Raw genomic sequence first — 371 nt, 5'->3', positions numbered from 1 at the left:
TTTTAACAAAAAAATGGCGACCTGGAACGGGCTCGAACCGTCGACCTCCAGCGTGACAGGCTGGCATTCTAACCAACTGAACTACCAGGCCGTATAAAAAAATGGTGGGCGCTACAGGGCTCGAACCTGTGACCCCCTGCTTGTAAGGCAGGTGCTCTCCCAGCTGAGCTATGATCCCATGTTGGTAGCGGCGACTGGACTTGAACCAGTGACCTTCCGGGTATGAACCGGACGCTCTAGCCAGCTAAGCTACGCCGCCATATCGCTTGATTCATTCAATCGCGCTTGATTATATTAACAAAAGAAAAAAGGCTTGTCAACAAATTTTGCAAAATTATGTTATACTATTGCAGTATTATGCCTGTGTTGAC

The 371-nt window shown here is 48.0% G+C and carries 2 tRNA genes; both read right to left on the bottom strand.

The features are described from left to right. Positions 1 to 14 precede the first annotated feature (14 nt). Positions 15 to 91, bottom strand: a tRNA-Asp gene (locus ABS917_RS18860). Positions 92 to 182: 91 nt separating this feature from the next. Beyond that, a tRNA-Met gene (locus ABS917_RS18855) sits at positions 183 to 259 on the bottom strand. Positions 260 to 371 lie beyond the last annotated feature (112 nt).

This window comes from Solibacillus sp., assembly GCF_040273735.1.
Classification (GTDB): Bacteria; Bacillota; Bacilli; order Bacillales_A; family Planococcaceae; genus Solibacillus.
Note: the sequence above shows the minus strand (reverse complement) of the source record. Positions and strands in the feature narration are given on the sequence as shown.